The 16,299-nt window shown below is 67.2% G+C and carries 11 protein-coding genes; 7 read left to right on the forward strand and 4 right to left on the reverse strand.

All coding sequences use genetic code 11. From position 1 onward, the window contains the following. Nucleotides 1–50: 50 nt before the first annotated feature. The 6 genes from GJV26_RS07010 (at nt 51) to GJV26_RS07035 (ending at nt 7,328) form a co-directional block, all read left to right on the forward strand. Nucleotides 51–728 carry a GntR family transcriptional regulator gene (locus tag GJV26_RS07010; RefSeq protein ID WP_155712295.1) on the forward strand — a complete coding sequence of 226 codons (678 nt, stop codon included), beginning with the start codon at nt 51–53 and terminating at the stop codon, nt 726–728. Continuing rightward, entirely contained in the window at nt 725–1,864 is a 1,140-nt protein-coding gene (gene nagA, locus GJV26_RS07015; protein ID WP_155708208.1) for an N-acetylglucosamine-6-phosphate deacetylase, read from the forward strand. The genes GJV26_RS07010 and nagA overlap by 4 nt, the downstream gene beginning before the upstream one ends. Then, entirely contained in the window at nt 1,854–2,867 is a 1,014-nt protein-coding gene (locus tag GJV26_RS07020; RefSeq protein WP_155708209.1) for an SIS domain-containing protein, read from the forward strand. The genes nagA and GJV26_RS07020 overlap by 11 nt, the downstream gene beginning before the upstream one ends. A 158-nt stretch (nt 2,868–3,025) precedes the next feature. Beyond that, a complete protein-coding gene (gene nagZ / locus GJV26_RS07025) occupies nt 3,026–4,519 on the forward strand; it encodes a beta-N-acetylhexosaminidase (protein WP_155708210.1) in 1,494 nt (497 codons plus the stop codon). A 23-nt stretch (nt 4,520–4,542) separates the two neighbouring features. Then, the gene (locus GJV26_RS07030) at nt 4,543–5,865 is read left to right on the forward strand and encodes an MFS transporter (RefSeq protein ID WP_155708211.1); all 1,323 of its coding nucleotides are present in this window, start codon (nt 4,543–4,545) and stop codon (nt 5,863–5,865) included. Between the two features lie 158 nt (nt 5,866–6,023). Next, complete coding sequence (locus tag GJV26_RS07035; RefSeq protein WP_155708212.1) at nt 6,024–7,328, forward strand: tetratricopeptide repeat protein; 1,305 nt, start codon at nt 6,024–6,026, stop codon at nt 7,326–7,328. A 172-nt stretch (nt 7,329–7,500) separates the two neighbouring features. Here the strand turns inward: GJV26_RS07035 and GJV26_RS07040 are convergent, their stop codons facing one another. The 3 genes from GJV26_RS07040 to GJV26_RS07050 all read right to left on the reverse strand — a co-directional run bounded on the left by GJV26_RS07040 (nt 7,501) and on the right by GJV26_RS07050 (nt 12,248). Further along, nucleotides 7,501–8,481, reverse strand: coding sequence for a glycoside hydrolase family 18 protein (locus tag GJV26_RS07040; RefSeq protein ID WP_155708213.1), 981 nt, complete (start codon nt 8,479–8,481; stop codon nt 7,501–7,503). Next, nucleotides 8,478–9,314, reverse strand: a complete 837-nt coding sequence (locus tag GJV26_RS07045; protein WP_155712296.1) for a cupin-like domain-containing protein — start codon at nt 9,312–9,314, stop codon at nt 8,478–8,480. The genes GJV26_RS07040 and GJV26_RS07045 overlap by 4 nt, the downstream gene beginning before the upstream one ends. A gap of 135 nt (nt 9,315–9,449) precedes the next feature. Further along, entirely contained in the window at nt 9,450–12,248 is a 2,799-nt protein-coding gene (locus GJV26_RS07050) for a TonB-dependent receptor (protein ID WP_155708214.1), read from the reverse strand. A gap of 389 nt (nt 12,249–12,637) precedes the next feature. Here GJV26_RS07050 and GJV26_RS07055 point away from each other — a divergent pair, with 389 nt between their 5' ends. Further along, nucleotides 12,638–13,375 carry a GntR family transcriptional regulator gene (locus tag GJV26_RS07055; RefSeq protein WP_155708215.1) on the forward strand — a complete coding sequence of 246 codons (738 nt, stop codon included), beginning with the start codon at nt 12,638–12,640 and terminating at the stop codon, nt 13,373–13,375. 133 nt (nt 13,376–13,508) lie between these two features. On the opposite strand, the gene GJV26_RS07060 is transcribed toward GJV26_RS07055, so the two are convergent. After that, nucleotides 13,509–16,241, reverse strand: a complete 2,733-nt coding sequence (locus GJV26_RS07060; protein ID WP_155708216.1) for a M16 family metallopeptidase — start codon at nt 16,239–16,241, stop codon at nt 13,509–13,511. Nucleotides 16,242–16,299 lie beyond the last annotated feature (58 nt).

A 16,299-nucleotide genomic window follows, 5' to 3' on the forward strand; every position in this document is an offset into this window, starting at 1 on the left:
CCCGACTGCGCGATTTCCATCCCGATGCGGCGAGCGACACGCCGCTGTACATGCAGCTGGCGAACCGGCTGTCCGACGGCATCGCCGGGGGCGACTGGCGCGCCAACGAGGCGCTGCCTTCCGAGCGCGTGCTGTCCGATGCGCTGAAGATTTCGCGCGTCACGGCGCGCAAGGCGATCGACCTGCTGTGCGACCGCGGCATGCTCACGCGCCGGCGCGGTTCCGGCACCTACATCACGCCCAAGCTGGAACAGCCGCTGTCGCGCCTGACCAGTTTTTCCGAAGAACTGCGCCAGCGCGGCTTCACCGCCGGCTCGCGCTGGCTGCAGCGCGAGATCGGCATCGCCGCGCCGCTGGAACTGCTGTCGCTCGGCCTGTCGCCCAACGTGCCGGTGGCGCGCCTGAAACGGCTGCGCACGGCGGACGACGTGGTGATGGCGATCGAGACGTCGACGATCCCCGCCACCTACATCCCCGATCCGCAGCGCGTCACCGATTCGCTGTACGGCTACCTGGAAGCGCACGGCACGGTGCCGATGCGGGCGCTGCAGCATATCCGCGCGATCAACGCCAGCGCCGAACAGGCGCGGCTGGCCAACATCGCGCCCGGCACGGCCATGCTGCACATCACGCGCGTGAGCTACCTGGAGAGCGGCGCCGCGGTGGAACTGACCCACTCGTGGTGCCGCAGTGATTATTACGAATTCGTAGCGGAGTCGCGTCGATGAACGATGCCAGCAAGGCAGCAAGCAAGACCAATACCCTGCGGGGCAATATCCTCACCCCGGGCGGCTGGATCGCCGGCACCGTGGCCTTCGGCGAGCGCATCGGCGATATCGCCGGCAACGCCGCCGACCCGCAGGGCAATGCCGACGACTACATCCTGCCCGGTTTCATCGACCTGCACGTGCATGGCGGCGCGGGGCGCGACGTGATGGAAGGCGGCGACGCGGTCCGCGCGATCGCCGCGATCCACGCCCGCCACGGCACCACCAGCATCCTGGCCACGACGATGACGGCGCCGCCGGAAGACATCGACGTGGCCCTGGGCGCGATCGGCGCCGCCGTGGAGAAACGCGGCAAGGGGGAATCGCGCGTGCTGGGCGCGCACCTGGAAGGGCCGTACATCAATTCGGGCAAGCTGGGAGCGCAACCGAACTTCGCGCGCGCCGCCACGCTGGCCGAGGTCAAGCGGCTGGAAACGCTGGCCCCGTTGCGCGTGATCACGGTGGCGCCGGAAATCGCCGGCCACCTGGCGCTGGTGCGCGAACTGGCCGACGAAGGCGTGCGGGTGCAGATCGGCCACACACTGGGTTCGTATGAAGACGGCGTCGCCGCGCTCGAACACGGCGCGGCCGGCTTCACCCACCTGTTCAACGCGATGAGCCCCCTGCACCACCGCGAACCGGGGATGGTGGGCGCGGCGCTGGCGCATGCCCAGTTCGCCGAGCTGATTCCCGACCTGCTGCACGTGCATCCCGGCGCGATCAAGACCGCGCTGCGGGCGATCCCCCGGCTCTACTGCGTGACCGATTCCACGTCCGCCACCGGCATGCCGGACGGCGAATACATGCTGGGCCGGCACACGGTGCAGAAATGCATGGGCGGCGTGCGGCTGCCGGACGGCACGCTGGCCGGCAGCACGCTGACGCTGGACCAGGCGCTGCGCAACCTGGTGGGCCTGGGGCTCGAGCTGGCCGACGCGTCGGCCCGGGTTTCCACGCATGCCGCCGATTACCTGGGACTGGAAGAACGCGGCCGCCTGCGGGCCGGCGCCTGGGCGGACATCGTGGTGCTCGACCGGAACCTGAAACTGAAAGCCGTCTACATCGAAGGAGAATGCATTGACCTCAATGATGCTTAAGGAAGCGCTGTCCGCGGCCGACTGCGTGGCCGGGCAACTGGCGCACGACGCCGACCGCTACGCGGAGCTGGGCCGCCGGCTCGCCGGCACGCCGTTCGCCACGGCGCTGACGGTGGCGCGCGGCAGCTCGGACCACGCATCGAACTACATCGCCTACCTGATCATGGCGCGGCTGGGGCGCGTGGTGGCATCGCTGCCCATGTCGCTCGTCACGCTGCACAAGTCGCCCCTGATCACGCGCGACACGCTGACGATCGCCGTGTCGCAGTCGGGCCAGAGCCCGGATGTCGTCGAGCCGATCCGCTATTTCCGCGACGGCGGCGCTACCACCATCGCGCTGGTCAACGACATCGACTCGCCGCTGGCGCACGCCGCCGAGTGGGCGATGCCGCTGCGCGCCGGCAAGGAACAGAGCGTGGCCGCGACGAAGAGCTTCATCACGTCGCTGGTGGCGGGCGCGCGGCTGGTGGCCAACTGGCAGGACGATCCGGAACTGAAGGACGGCCTGGCGGCGCTGCCCGATGCATTGACCGCGGCCACGCAGGCCGACTGGCAGCAGGCCATCGACGTGCTCGCGCCGGCCCGCAACATCATGGTGGTCGGCCGCGGCATCAGCTTCCCCGTGGCGCTGGAAGCATCGCTGAAATTCAAGGAAACCTCGGCGCTGCAGGCCGAGGCCTTCTCCGGCGCTGAGATCAAGCACGGCCCGATGGCGCTGATCGAGGAAGGCTATCCGCTGCTGATCTTCGCCACGCGCGGCCCCACGCAGGCCGGCCTGCTGGCGCTGGCCGACGAGATGCGCGGCCGCGGCGCGCGCGTGCTGCTGGCCGCGCCGGACGATGTGGCGCAGCGCGACCTGACGCTGCCGGTGGCGGCCACGCCGGACCTGGACCCGATCGTGGCGATCCAGGCCTTCTACGTGATGGCGGCGAGGCTGTCGGCCGCGCGCGGGCTCGATCCGGACAAGCCGAGGCACCTGTCCAAGGTTACAAGAACAAACTGAATTCGCACGCCGGATCGGCGAACTGAAATCGCGAACTGGAATCGCCAACCGGCATCGCCAGCCGCCTGGCGCCCGGCGCGGCACGGCTGGCGGCGGCATGCTCGCCGGCCCTCCCCTCTCAACGTCATTCCGTGCCCGGCATGGATGGAGCATCTCCAATGAATGAACAACACAGCGCACTGCGCAAGCTGGCGGGCCGGCTGATCATGATCCGTTTTCCCGGCACCGAACTCGACGCGGCCACCGCCGGCTTCCTGCGCGACAACGGCATCCGCGCCGTGTGCCTGTTCCGCGGCAACATGACCGATGCCGCGCAGCTGTCGAAGCTGACGGCCGACCTGCGCGCCGTGCTCGGCCCCGAGGCGCTGATCGCGATCGACCAGGAAGGCGGCGCCGTGGTGCGCTCCACCTGGGTACCGGCGCCGCCGGCGGCGATGGGCCTCGGCGCGGCCGACGACACCGGCCTGGCCCGCCGCACCGGCGCAGCCGTGGCCCGCGCCGTGAAGGCGCTCGGCTTCAACTGGAACTTCGCGCCGGTGCTGGACCTGAACAACAACCCGCACAACCCGGTGATCGCCGAGCGCTCGTTCGGCGCCGCGCCGCAGCGCGTGGCCGAACTGGCGATGGCGTGGATGGAAGGCAGCCATGCCGAAGGCATCGCCTGCTGCGTCAAGCACTTTCCCGGCCACGGCGACACCAGCGTCGATTCGCACCGCGACCTGCCCACCGTCGACAAGCGGCGCGACGAGCTCGAAGCGTTCGAGTTCGCGCCGTTCCGCATCGCCGCGCCCGTGGCACCGGCGGTGATGACGGCGCACATCGTCTATCCCGCCATCGATGCCGACAACCCCGCCACGATGTCCCCGGCGATCCTGGACGGCATCCTGCGCCGCGAATGGCACTACGACGGCGTGATCATCACCGACGGCATGGACATGCACGCGATCGCCGGCCGCTACGGCGTGGGCAACGCGGCCGTGCGCGCGCTGGCCGCGGGTGCCGACATGGTGATGGCGCTCGGCACCCCGCAAACGCAGGACGAAACGCTGGACGCCATCGCGCTGGCCATCGCCGGCGGCACCATCACCCGCGCCCGGGTCGACGCGAGCCTGGCCCGGCTGGACGCGCTGGCCGGCAAATATCCGATCGAGCCGCGCGCCTACCACGAAGAGGCAGCCGACCGCGAAGTGATGGCCGAAGGCTGGCGCCGCGCGCTCACTGGCCGCGGCAACCCGCAACGCCCCGCCTCCGGCGGCAAGGTGCGGCTGGTGGTGCGGCAGGATGTCGTCAGCGATGGTGTTTCCGAGGCCGGCGTGCCGGCGGCCAGGGTGGCCGAATCGCTGGGCCGGCTGTACGACGTGGAACTGGTGACGTTCGCCGACGCCGAAAGCTTCGACTGGCCCGCGCTGCCGCGCGATGGCCGCTACACGATCCTGGCTTCCACGTCCCGCCTGCGGTACGGCCCGCGGGCGCGCGCCACGTGGCGCCCCGACCTGCACCTGGCGCTGTGGAACCCTTACCAGGCGCTCGACATCGATGCGCCGGCACTGCTGACCTACGGCTTCGCCGCGCCGGCGCTGGAAGCGGTCAACGCCTGGCTGGCCGGCGAGCTGGAAGCGGCCGGCACGTGCCCGGTGCCGGGCTTCGCATAACCACCAACATCACGGGAGAGACGATGCCGAACGCCGCCGCAGCCAGCCCAGGACGCAACCCGCCGTTCTGGGTGCCCACGCTGTACCTCGCCCAGGGCCTGCCCTTTTATGCGATCGCCGTGATCGCGGCGCAGATGTTCAAGAGCATGGGCGTGGCCAACGACGAGATCGGGCACTGGACCGCCGCGATCGGCATGGCATGGGTGCTCAAGCCGCTGTGGAGCCCGTTCCTGGAACTGGCGCCCAGCAAGAAGAGCGTGGTGGTCACCTTCCAGCTGGTCGGTGGCGCCTGCATGGGCGCGGTCGCGCTCGCGCTGCAGCTGCCGGCCTGGTTCGCCGCCTGCGTGGCGATGCTGTGGCTGGTGGCGATCAGCGCCGCCACCCACGACATCGCGTGCGACGGCCTGTATATCGCCAGCCTCAGCAAGAAGCAGCAGGCGCAGTATGCCGGCTGGACCGGCACCTTCTTCAACGCCGGCCGCTTCATTTCGATGGGCGGACTGGTGATCCTGGCCGGCTACCTGGAAAAGACCCGCGGCATCGTGGCGGCATGGACGATCATCTTCGGCATCCTGGCGGCGACGATGGTCGCGCTGGGCCTGTACCACGCCTGGTCGCTGCCGGCGGCGCGCAACGCCGCCGGCGCGCAGCACACGGCGGCGGGCATCGCCCGCACGCTCAAGGAAGTGATCGTCGACTACCTGAAGAAACCGGGTATCTGGGTATCGATCCTGTTCATCATCCTGTTCCGGGCCGGCGAGGCGCAGGTACAGACCATCGGGCCGCTGTTCCTGCGCGATGCGATCGACAAGGGCGGCCTCGGGCTGTCCACCGCCGAAGTGGGCCTCGTGTACGGCACCTCGGGCACGGTGGCGTTCATCGTCGGCTCGATCGCCGGCGGGTACTTCACTTCGTGGCTGGGACTGCGCCGCGCGATCCTGCCGCTGATCCTGGCGGTGAACCTGCCCAACCTCGTGTTCTGGTACCTGTCCACCTGGCATCCGCACGACCTGGTGATCATCGGCGCCGCGCTGTCGGCCGAGATGTTCGGCTACGGCTTCGGCTTCGTCGGCATCATCCTGTACATGATGCAGGTGGTCGCGCCGGGCAGGTACACGACCGCCCATTACGCGTTCTCGACCGGCATCATGCAGCTCGGTTTCGTGCTGTTCAAGTGGGTCAGCGGCGATATCCAGGCGGCGCTCGGCTACCAGCGGTTCTTCGTCTGGGTACTGCTGGCGGCCATTCCCGTGGCCGTGCTGTCGCAGTTCATTCCGATGGATTCGCGGGTGGCGCAGGATGCCGAGCAGCCGGGCGGCGAGCCGGAGGCCGCGACGGCACGATAAGGCGTGACCCACGACGATTTGAGTGCGCTACCAATAGCGCCGGGGAAGGTTCCGTAGTATCTTTACGCGTCGCGGCAATTGCGTAAGTAGAAACACTATCGTTATTGAAATTTATGGGACAATAAGTGTTTGTCCCTTGATTGAAGGATTTTTTCATCATGCCCCAGTTCCGTCTCGCCCGCATCAGCCTCCTGCTGGCTGCCATCGGCCTGAATGCCGCTTCCGCGCTGACCGGCGCGGCCTACGCTCAAGACAAGCCCGCAGCCCCGGCCGAGGCACCGAAGGACACCGTGCGTCCTGAGATCTTCAAGCTGGTCGATCCGGCCCAGATCAAGCCGCTGATGGATGCCAAGAATTACGACGAAGTGAAGAACCGGCTGGCGCAGGCCGATGCGCTGCCGAACAAGAGCGTGTACGAGGACTTCGTGCTGAACCGCATGCGCATCTCGCTCGCTTCCGCCACCAACGACAACGCCACGCTGACGAAGGCGCTGGAAGCGGTGATCAACTCCGGCAAGCTGCAGGCGGCCGAACAGCGCGACTTCGTGCTGGCGCTGGCGAACCAGTACTACAACAGCAAGGACTACGCCAAGGCGATCACCTGGTTCAACCGTTACCAGACGGAAACGGGCGACACCAAGGTACGCCAGTACATCATCCGCGCGCACTACTTCAACAACGACTTCGCCACCGCGAAGACCGAGCTGCAGAAGGACCTCGAAGCCCACCAGAAAGCCGGCACCACGCCGAAGGTGGAAGAGCTGCAGCTGCTGGCCAATTCCGGCGCCAAGACGAAGGACCAGGCCACCTACCTGCTGGCCCTGGAAAACCTGGTGCGCTACTACCCGAGCGACGACTACTGGCTCGACCTGCTGAGCCGCACGCAGGGCAAGGCCAGCTACTCGAACCGCTTCGCGCTGGACGTGCTGCGCCTGGAAAAGGCCGCCGTGTCGAAGATGGCCGCCGAAGAGTACACCGCGCTGGCCGAACTGGCGCTGCTGGCGGGCCAGCCGATCGAAGCCAAGCAGGCACTCGATGCCGGCTTCGCCAACGGCGTGCTGGGCACCGGCAACAAGGCTGGCGAGCACAAGAAGCTGCGCGCGCAGGCCGACAAGCAGGCCGCGGACGACACGAAGAACATCGGCACCGGCGAAGCCTCGGCGCGCAAGTCGAAGAACGGCACCGGCCTGATCAACCTGGGCTACGCCTACGTGACGCTGGGCCAGTTCGACAAGGGCATCGCGCTGATCCAGGAAGGCATCGCCAAGGGCGGCCTGCAGAACGCCGACGATGCCAAGCTGCGCCTGGGCTACTCGTACGCGCTGGCCGGCCGCAAGGACGATGCCATCAAGACGCTGCAGGGCGTGACCGGCGCCGACGGCCGCGGCGACCTGGCGCGCTACTGGATCATGTGGGTGAACCGCCCTGCCGCCGGCGCGGCGCAGGCGCAGGCTGCCCAGTAATCCCCACGCGCTTCGCGCATGAAAAAGCGGGAACGGCCGATGGCCGTTCCCGCTTTTTTTATCGCGCCAGAAAGTGCCGGCGCCACCGAAGCCCTGGTGCCTGACATTTTTCCGGATGCTTTACCTGAAAAAGGTATCAGGCACCGGTTCTCCCTGGCGACCCCGCCAAGCTTCAGCGCCCTCCCGCAAACCCCGTGCGAAACGCCGCATCGAACGCCCCGGCAGGACCGCTCATCCCGCTGCACCGGTCGCTGGCCCCCTGTACCGGCACCTCGCACGGCCTGTCGCGATCCAGCGACCACCAGTGCAGCCCGGCCAGGCCCATCTCCCTCACCGCCATGCCCAGCATGCGCGCATCGTCGAGCGTGAAATCGTTGCGCGGCACGTCGTTCACGCCGATCATCGGCGTCACCTCGATCTGCGCAAGCGGGATGCCGTATTTCGCGTGCACGTTGCGCACCGCCTGCACCGCCGACCGGCCCATGTCGCATACGTCGCCGCGCAGCACGCACACGTCGGCCGCCGGCGGGCCGTAATCCATCACCATCAGGTTGAAGGTCCAGTCCTTCAGCGTGCTGGCGCGCACCGCGGCGAGGATCGTCTCGCCCAGCGCGTTCAGGCTGCGCCCGCTGCCGTCCGATGCCGCGTGCGTGCCGACAGTAAACGAGAAGCGCAGGTGGGGGCGCTTTTTCTGCGCGGCCGCGGCGCGCTGCACCATCGAGGCGATCTGCTCCTTCGTCTGCTCCGCCTCGATGTCGAAGTCGATGCCGGCCAGGTGTTTCGAATCGTAGCGGGCGATGAAGCGTTCCATCGCTTCGTCGGTGGCGCAGGTGAACACGCCGCCCTGCCCGCCCGTGGAAATGATGTAGTCGACGCCCGCCTTTGCAAACGCCGCCACGTTGGCCGAGGCGACCTGCGCGCCGCCCTGCGCGCGCCACGCTTCGCTGCCGCATTCGCCGGTGGCGAAGGCCCAGGTCAGCGCCGCAGGCTTGCCGGCCAGGTATGGCGTGGCATCGCGCGCGCCGATGACGTTGTCCGGCGCGGCGTTCACAGGCAGGAATTTGTAGGCGCTGACGATCACGCGCGGCGCGGCCAGCACGGCCGGCCCGCACAGCGCCAGCAGCGCGGCAATCACGAATTTTCTTGTCTTCACGGAGTCTCCATGGCCTGCGCCAGCACGCCGGCCTTGGTCAGGCCGCCGGCCGCCGGCGCGGTCCACCAGTAGTTGACCATGGTGTTCAGCACGCCGATCGATTCGACGTGATGCCACCACAGCGAGGGAATGTACAGCGCGTCGCCCGGTTCCAGCTCGGCGACGATGGCGTGCCGCAGCGCTTCGCGGAAGCGCGGGAAACGTTCGAAATCCGGTGCGCGGAACGACACGAGGCTGATCGGCGTGGGCGTGGGCGCGAAGTCCAGCGGACCGAGATACAGGTTCGCCACCTGCGCCGGCGGGAACAGCGTGAAGCGGCGCCGGCCGCTGACCACGCAGGCAAGATTGTGCGACTCGTCGAAATGCGCCGGCGTGACCACCTCGTTGCCGAGCCACAGCCGCGGAGCGATGCCCGGATCCCCCAGCCGATCGACAAGCGGCGCCCGGTTTTCCTGTGCGAAGCCGGGCAGGCACTCGTCCAGCAGCGCGCTCTGCATCGCCACCGCCGGCGCCGCCGGGAACTGCGAATAGCGCGCCACCTGCTCGAGCACCGCCGCCACCGTGCGCTTGCCGCGCACGAAGTTGAAGCCCCGCATGTCGGGCGAGTAGAACAGGCGGCCCTTCTCCTGCGGCGGCATCAGCACCGTGTCGCACGCCGCGCCTTTGTCGAAGCGCAACAGGTAGCGGCACAGCGCCTCCGGCGACTGCCGCGCCATCGCCACGGCCGGCCAGTGGCCGACGTGCCCGCGCAATACCACGGGTCGCTGCGCCGCCAGCGTTTCGACAAGGCGGCAGGCATCGACATCGAACAGTTCAGGCGCTGGAGTGGTCATCACGGAACAAATAAATTGCCAAAAACCGGGGTCAGACCGGTGCGCCGGACTGCCCGGTTCCAGGAAATATTTCCCAAAACTGGGGTCAGACCGGTGCGCCGGACCGCCCGGTTTCAGGAAACATTGCGGGTGGGATCAGTACTTGAACCGCAGGCCGGCGTAGTACTGCGCGCCGTTGGCGTAGAAGCGGGCGGGCTGGTCCTTGTTGTACACGTAGTTCTTCAGGATCGGCTCGTTCATGTTCTGGCCGCTGACGGTCAGGACCACGTTCTTCGTGATGTTCCAGTTCAGCGAAGCGGAGAGCTGCCCCACCGAATCCTGGTACAGCGGCGTGCCCCGGTCCTGCGCGGCCAGGTACGACGAGCGCCACGCGTAGCCGATGCGCACGTTGAACCGGTCGTTCTCGTAGTACGCGCCGACGTTGGCCGTGGTCTTCGATGCGCCCAGCATGTCGCACGGCTCGGACGAGGTGCTCGTCTGCGTGGCCGGGCAGCTGCCGAAGTCCTGCTTCGAGTCGGACAGCGTGACGTTGCCGTCCACGCCGAAGCCCGCGCCCAGCGGCATCTGCAGCGCCAGCTCCAGCCCCTTCACACTGGCATCCACGTTGATCGGCGACGTGATCGTGTAGGTGGCGAACGTCGGCTGGCCGGACTGCTGCGAGGCGCGGCTGTCGATGAAGGTGCCGGTGCTGCTGCCGTAGCCCACGTAGTTGTGCAGGTCCATGTAGAACAGGCCGACGGAGGCCAGCGCGCGCGGCGCGAAGTACCACTGCAGCGTGGCATCGAGGTTGTTCGACAGCGTGGGTTTCAATGCCGCGTTGCCGCCGTTGCCCGTATGCGTTTCGTCCGTCAGCGACACGGTGCCGCCCAGCGCGCCGAAGTCCGGCCGCGTCATCGTGCGCGAGGCGCCGAAGCGGGCGACGAGATCGCTCTTCACGTCGAACCGCAGGTTCAGGCTCGGCAGGATTTCCGTGTGGTTGTTCTCGATGCGCGTCTGCTGCACGAAGCCGCCCCACGGGAACGCCGGCAGGTTCGCGCCCGGCAGCTGGTTCGGCAGGATCTGGTAGCCGTTCGACTCGCCCTCGGTGCGCACCACGCGCACACCCAGGTTGCCGCTCCAGCCCTCGCCCTCCATCTCGGTCGCCACGTAGGCGGCCTTGGTCTTTTCCTTCAGGTTGAACATGTCCGGGTAGTAGATCCGCTCGGCGCTGCGGTTCGAGTGCTCGTTGCCCCAGGCCTGCAGGATCGCCGGGTCGAGTTCCCACACGTTGCGCGGGAAGTCGCCGCCCAGGTCGGCCGCGAAGTCGCCCGGATAGGTGTTGCCGTTCCAGGCCGGGTTGGTCGACGCCGAGCCGGGCACGGTGTTGGCCCAGTTCGGCCCCTGCGAGATGGCGAAGTTGCTGCGCTCGTGGTCGGTGCCGCGCAGGCCGAACTTGATTTCCCTGAACGTGTCGTTGTCGAGGCGGAAGGCGGCATCGATCTGGCCGTAGGTCTCTTCGTCCGACGTGGTGGCCGGGCTGTAGCCGAACACCCAGTCCAGCACAGTGCCGGTGAAGACGGACGTATCGATGCTGGGGAACTTGACGGTGGCCGGCGAGCCCAGGCCGTTCAGCTGGTAGCTGACGCCCGAGTTGTTGATGTCGCCCTCGTACACGCCCTGCGACGGCGTGGCGCCGGTACCGCGCGTCTTGCCCACCAGGCCGGACAGGGTCAGCCTGTCGTTGACGCGCCATTTGCCCTGCAGGTCCAGGAACTCGGATTTCGCGTATGCGCCTTCGCGCACGATGTCATCGACGATGCCGTAGCGCAGCGGGCTGGCCGCGGTGCCCTTGTTGCTGTAGTTGACCGACGTCAGCGTGCCGTTGCGCACCGTGTACGAATCCGGCACCACGTTGCCGCCGATGGCACCGCTGCCGTTCATGTCGGTCATGTAGTTGCGGTTGTAGTTCGACGCTTCCAGCTTCGAATTGAAGTAGGTGGCTTCCATCGAGAAGTCGCGCGACGGCTTGATCTGCGCCGCGACCAGGCCGCCCTTGCGGTGGCGTTCCTGCGTGAACAGCGAGGAGCCGATCAGGCGCGGATACCACACGTTGGCCAGGTCCGGCCGGGCCTGCGCCAGGGCGCTCGTCGGCGCGATCTGCGTGTATTGCAGCAGCTCCTGGCCGTCGCGGCGCAGGCTGCGCTTCTCGGAAAAGCCCTGCACCATCACGCCGAACGTGTTGGTGGCGTTCTTCCAGTTGATCAGGCCCGAGAATTGCGGGTCGGTCTTTTCGGCCAGCGTGGAGTACACGGCCTGCACCGAACCTTCCAGCGACAGCTGTTCCTTGAAGTCGAGCGGGTGGCGGGTGATCACGTCGACCGAGCCGGCGGCGCCGCCTTCGATCATGTCGGCGGTGGGCGCCTTGCGCACGATGACCTGGCCGACGATTTCCGAAGGCAGCAGCGAATACGATGTGGTGCGCCCGACCGCGCCGCCCACTTGGTCGAGCACGAACCAGTCGCCGGACGACACCGCATGGCCGTTGATCGTGGTCTGCGTCAGGGAAGGCGCCGTGCCGCGCAGGCTCACGCGGTCGTTCTCGTCGAAGCCGCCGGAGCCGGCCGCCGAGGAACTGATATTCACGCCGGGCAGTCGCTGCAGCGAATCGGCCACGTTCTTGTCCGGCATCTTGCCGACGTCTTCGGCGGTGATGACTTCCACGTTCGCCGCCGCGTTGCGCTTGACGGCCAGCGATTGCTGCAGCGCGGCGCGGATGCCGGTGACGATCACCGCTTGCGGCTCGTCCTGCGGGCCCGCCGGCTGTGCCGCGGCCTGTTGTGCCTGGGCCGGTGCGGCGATGCCGAGTACCAGGATCGCGGCGGCAGCCGCCGCGGGCGTCAGGCGATTGATCGCCGGGCGGTGGTTGTGTTGTTGTGCTGCCTGGATGCGCTTCATTTACTCCCCCTTGATGTGAGCCCTGGTAGTTCCCTCGGGCCAGTCCGTTTCCCAGATTCCCGTCCGCCGCGCCGCCGGTACGCCGCCAGCGGCACGGCTGCGAATCCCTTGCAACTTTCAAAACCAATCGAGCGCCAATATAACCCCATCCAATACCACAACACTACCAATTTCCAGCTTTTTTTATAATGTTGTATCGGGAATACATACCACTTGTCTTCAAAATGGCAGCAGATAGCGCTAACTGCCCCTAAGACGGGGCGAGGCATCATGCGGACCGCTTTATGTATGGTCTTTTTTTGGTATTATCGACGCGGCCATCGAGGCATCAGCCGGCATCCCGCACGGCGTTGCGGCGCGATGGAAATGGACCATTCGGGGAGAACACGTTGACTTCGCTGGCGGAAATCATGCGCGGCATGGGGCAGACCGGTCTGCCGCTGTACCAGCAGTTGCAGCGGGCGCTGCGGGAAGCGATCGACAGGCGCGTCTTTGGCCCGGAGGAAGCGCTGCCGGCCGAGCGGCAACTGGCCGCCGGCCTGTGCGTTTCCAGGATCACCGTGCGCAAGGCGATCGACGGCCTGGTCGACGAGGGCCTGCTGGTGCGGCGCCCCGGTTCGGGCAATTTCATCAACACCCGCATCGAAAAGAACTTCGCAAAGCTGACCTCGTTTTCGGAAGACATCCGCGCACGCGGCCGCGTTCCGCGCAGCGTGTGGCTCAAGCGCTCGGAGGGCACCGTGACGCCGGAGGAAGCGCTGCGCCTGCGGCTGTCGCCGGGCGCGCCGGTCTACCGCTTCAACCGGATCCGCTTTGCCGACGACATGCCGATGTGCCTGGAATATGCGACGATCGCCGCCGGCGCCCTGCCCTCGCTGGATGTGGTGGACGTGTCGATGTACGAAGCGCTGGAGAAGACCGGCCACCGGCCCGTGCGCGCGTTGCAGCGCCTGTCCGCGCTGCTGCTCAACGCCGAGCAGGCACAGTTGCTGCAAACGCGCGAGGGCGATGCCGGCCTGGCCGTCGAACGCCTGGGATTCCTGCGCGACGGCCGGGCGGTGGAATTCTGCCGGTCGATCTTCCGCGGCGACATGTATGACTTCGTGGCGGAGCTGAACGCACCATAGGCGCAGCCGGTATCGCTGCAGGCTTTGCTGCGGGTTTTACTGCCCGCGTCGCTGCCAGAGGCCGGCATCGGCCTCCGCAGCCCTGCCGCGGAAGGAATTGCCGGCCAGGCGCCTGCCCGGCCGGCCGGCATGCCTACTTCGCCTTCGACTCGTCCCCTGCCACCACCACCACCAGTTTGGCCGGGTCCACGTGCTTGCGGAATGCGGCATTGACCTGCTCCAACGTCAGCGCCTGCAGCTTCTGTTCATGCTGCTTGCTCCACTCGAACGTGCGGTCCAGGTAAAGGTAGTTGCTCCACGCGCTGGCGACCACGCCGTCGCGGCTGCGGTTCTGCAGGCGCTGCTGCAGCAGGCCCGACTTGGCGCCCGCCACTTCGGCGGCCGTGAAGCCTTCCTTCAGCGCGCGGGCCAGTTCCTCGCGCACCGCCGCTTCCAGTTTCTTGAGGTTCTGCGGCGCCGCGATCGCGCTGATCGAGAAGTGCGATGCGCGGTCGATGTCGCCCACCGCCAGGTTCGAACCGCCGCCGTACGACAGCCCGTCCTTCTGGCGGATGCGGTCCATCAGCCGCGACTTCAGGCCGCCGTCGCCGAAGATGAAGTTGGCCAGTTCCAGCGCGGGGAAGTCGGGATCGTCGCTGCGCAGGTCGAGGTTCACGCGTGCCGTGTAGAAGCCGTTTTCCTTGTCCGGCGTATCGATCGCCTTGCGCGTGGCGGCACGTTCCGCGTTCGCATCGAGGATGCGCGCATACGCAGCCTTGCTGTCCCAGCCGGAGAGCGTCTCGCCGATCGTCCTGCTCACCGCTTCCTTGTCGAAGTCGCCCACGATCGCCATCTCGCCGTGCGAGGCGCCGTAGAACTCGCGGTAATAAGCCTTCACGTCATCGAGCGTCATCGTCTTCAGGGCGGCCAGCTGCTCGTCGACCGTCATCACGTCGCGCGGATCGCCCTTCGGCCAGTGATCGAAATATTCCTCGATCGCCTGGCTGGCACGCGCCTGCGGCTCGTTGCGGTTGGCCTCGATGCCGACGATCCACTGCTGGCGCAGCTGCTCGAATTCGGCCTCGGGGAAAGCCGGCTCCTTCAGCACGTGCGCCATCAGCCGCAGCGCTTCGTCAAGGTGTTCCCGGGTAGTATCGAAGTGATAGACGCTGCCGCCGCTCATCTTCAGCTTGGACATCGCATCGGCCAGTTGCGCGCGCGTGTACTTGGCCGTGCCGCGGGTGAGCATCTCGCCGGCGACCGCCGAGACCATCGACTTGCCGAACTGGTTCTTCTCGTCGCCCCAGTGCAGGCGCAGGTCCACCGCCACCGTCTCGCCGCGGTTCTTCTTCGGCAGCAGCGCCACTTCCAGCCCGCCGATCTTCCTGATCTCCGTGCGCTTCATGATGTTGTCCTGGCTCGGATCGAAGTTCTCGGACGTGAGCACGCTCTCCTTCGCCTGGTAGTCCTTCATCACCTCCTGCACGGTGGGCGCCGGGCCGATCGTGGCGCGCTGCGGCGCGTCTTCCGGCAGGAACAGCCCCACCACGCGGTTGTCGCGTTTCAGGTAGCGGCCCGCCGCCTCGGCCACCTGCGGCGCGGTGATCTTCGGCAGGCTGTCGCGGCCCTGGAACAGCAGGCGCCAGTCGCCCAGCGCGATCTGCTCGGACAGCGCAACGCCGACCTGCTGCGGGTCGTTCAGCGCCTTCTCGATGCCGTTGGCGAAGTTGCGCCGGGTGCGCTCCATTTCCTCGGCGGTCGGCGGCGTCTTCGCGAAACCTTCGACGGCTTCCACCAGCGCGTCGCGCACCGGCTCGACCGGCTGCCCGGCCTTGACGACGGCACCGAACATCTGCAGCCCCGGCGCATAGCCGGTCTGGCCGAAGCTGAACACCTGCGCCGCCTTGCCCGTTTCCACCAGCAGCTTGTGCAGGCGGCCGTTCGGCGTATCGCCCTGGATGTCGCTCATGAACTGCAGCGGGTCGGCATCGGGATGCAGGCCGGCCGGCACCTTGTAGCCCACCAGCACCAGCTGCACGTCGCCCTTGCGGCGCACGGCGAACTGGCGCTCCCCATCCTGCGCCGGCTCGACCGTCCAGAACGGCGGCAGCTTGCGCTTCGGCTTCGGAATCGCGCCGAACGACTTGCCGATCCATGCCAGGGTCTGCGCGGGATCGAACTTGCCGGCCACCAGCAGCACCGCGTTGTCCGGCTGGTACCAGGTGCGGTAGAACGCCTGCAGGTTCTCGATCTTCACATTCTCGATGTCGCTGCGGTTGCCGATGGTCGAGCGGCCGTAGCTGTGCCAGTCGAAGGCCACGCTTTCCATGCGCTTCATCAGCACGCCGAACGGGCTGTTCTCGCCGGACTCGTATTCGTTGCGCACCACGGTCATCTCGGAGTCGAGATCCTTCTTCGCGATGAACGATTTCGTCATCCGCTCCGCTTCCATGTCCAGCGCCCACTTCAGGTTGCCGGCGCTGGCCGGGAACACTTCGTAGTAATTGGTGCGGTCCTGCGACGTGGTGCCGTTGAAGTTCATGCCCCGTTCGGCGAACTGCTGCGGGATGTTGCGGTTCTTCGGCGCCCCCTTGAACATCAGGTGTTCCAGCAGGTGCGCCATGCCCGTCTCGCCATAGTTTTCATGGCGCGAGCCGACCAGGTACGTGACGTTGACGGTGACCGTGGGTTTCGAGGAATCGGGAAACAGCAGCACCTTCAAGCCGTTCGGCAGGCGGTACTCGGTGATGCCTTCGACGGACGGGCCTTTCACCACGCCGGGCGGCAGGGCCTGGCCATGGACCACGGGAGCAACGAACGTGAGGGTAAGGATGAAAAAATTCGAGGACAGCAGTGCTGCGGGAAGGGAGGCACGGCGTAGGGTCATGTGGTTTCGCGGTCGTGTTGGCAAAACCGTATCCTACGCCGACGATGCCCGGCGTGGA

It is taken from the genome of Pseudoduganella dura (assembly GCF_009727155.1).
GTDB lineage: Bacteria > Pseudomonadota > Gammaproteobacteria > Burkholderiales > Burkholderiaceae_D > Rugamonas > Rugamonas dura.